The 1,723-nt window shown below is 75.5% G+C and carries 2 protein-coding genes; both read left to right on the forward strand.

The genetic code is table 11. The annotated features are described in order from the left end of the window. Positions 1-249 precede the first annotated feature (249 nt). Positions 250-1,143 (forward strand): dihydropteroate synthase, encoded by an 894-nt coding sequence (gene folP / locus HCN52_RS24175; RefSeq protein ID WP_168090547.1) that lies wholly within the window; start codon positions 250-252, stop codon positions 1,141-1,143. Continuing rightward, positions 1,140-1,610 carry a nuclear transport factor 2 family protein gene (locus HCN52_RS24180; RefSeq protein WP_168090548.1) on the forward strand — a complete coding sequence of 157 codons (471 nt, stop codon included), beginning with the start codon at positions 1,140-1,142 and terminating at the stop codon, positions 1,608-1,610. Before folP ends, HCN52_RS24180 begins: the two co-directional genes overlap by 4 nt. Positions 1,611-1,723 lie beyond the last annotated feature (113 nt).

Genomic DNA, 1,723 nt, shown 5'->3' on the forward strand with positions numbered 1-1,723 from the left:
CCCCCGCGTCGCCACACCCCCGGAGTCCGCAGGCCATGGCCGACCGCGTCACCGTGATCGGATGGGACGGCTCGCCGCTCGAACCGGCAGCCCGTTCCGCACTGCGCGCGGCCGGAGCGGCACGCCCCGAGACCGCCGCCCCCCACCACCCGGACGGCGCAGCGTCGGCGGCGGTGTCGGCACCGGTCACGCCGCCCGCGTCCCGGTCTCCCGGCGATCATCCCGGTCGTAGCGCCTACCCTGGTTCACATGCAGCTCTCACCCGGTCACGAGCCCGCCCCGCGGGGTGTGGTGGACGGCCTGCCGGCATGGGACCGATGCGCGGTCATGGGCGTGGTCAACGTCACCCCCGACTCCTTCTCGGACGGCGGCATGTGGTTCGAGCCGTCCGCCGCGATCAAACACGGTCTCGGCCTGGTCGCCGACGGTGCCGACCTGGTCGATGTCGGAGGCGAGTCCACCCGGCCGGGCTCCAGCCGCGTGGACGAGTCCGAGGAACTGCGCCGCGTCGTGCCGGTGGTGCGGGCGCTGACCGCCGAGGGTGTCACCGTCTCGGTCGACACCATGCGCGCCTCGGTGGCGGCGGAGGCAGTCGCCGCCGGCGCGCAGCTGGTCAACGACGTCAGCGGTGGCCGGGCGGACTCCCGCATGGTGCCGGTCGTCGCCGAACTCGGCGTCCCGTTCGTGGTGATGCACTGGCGCGGGCAGAGCGCCGACATGAACACCCGCGCCGTCTACGCCGACCCGGTCGCCGAGGTGCTCGCCGAACTGCGGGAGGCGGTCGAGGCCGCGGTCGACGGCGGCATCGCCGAGGAACGGGTCGTCGTCGATCCCGGGCTCGGCTTCGCCAAGGAGGCCCCGCACGACCTGGCGCTGGTCGCCGGGTTGCGGAGCCTCGCCGCGCAGCTGCGGCGGCCGATGCTGGTCGCCGCCTCGCGCAAACGTTTCCTCGGCCGGGTGCTGGCCGCCCCCGACGGCACCCCGCCGCCGGCCCGGCAGCGCGACGCGGCCACCGCCGCGATCACCGCGATCGCCGCGCGGGACGGCGCCTGGGCCGTCCGGGTCCACGACGTCGGCCCCTCCGCCGACGCGGTGCGGGTCGCCCGGGCGGTGGAAGCAGCGGGAGAGGGGGCGCAGGCATGAGCGCGCGTACCGACATCGAGGCCGTCGAGGCCGCCAACACCGCCCTCTACGACGCGCTGGAGGCCGGCGACCTGGAGGCGATGGCCGAGCAGTGGCTGCACGAGCGGGTCAGCGTCGTCCACCCCGGGTGGCCGGTGCTCTCCGGCCGCTCCGAGGTGATGCGGTCCTACGCGCTGATCATGGCCGGCACCGAGTACATCCAGTTCTTCCTCACCGACGTGGAGGTCGAGGTGCTCGGCGACACCGCCGTGGTGACCTGCACCGAGAACATCCTCTCCGGCGGGCCGGCGGAGGACGACGGCTCGGCGGGCCCGCTGGTCGGCGGGCTGGTCGTCGCCACCAACGTCTTCCGCCGCGTGGACGACGGCAGCTGGAAGATCTGGGCGCACCACGGCTCCCCGGTCCTCGTCGACGACGAGGACGAGGACGGCGAGGGGCCCTCGGAGCCCGGGGTCACCGAGCTCTGACCCGCCCCGCGGACGGCGGCCCCCCGCCCCGCGGACGGCGGCTCGCGCCCAGTGGGCGAGCGGACGAGCGGACGAGCGGACGGGCCGGGCCGGGCACCACGGATGTGGTGCCC

Origin of the sequence: Streptomyces bohaiensis (assembly GCF_012033785.1) — a bacterium.
In the GTDB taxonomy this organism is placed as follows: domain Bacteria; phylum Actinomycetota; class Actinomycetes; order Streptomycetales; family Streptomycetaceae; genus Streptomyces; species Streptomyces bohaiensis.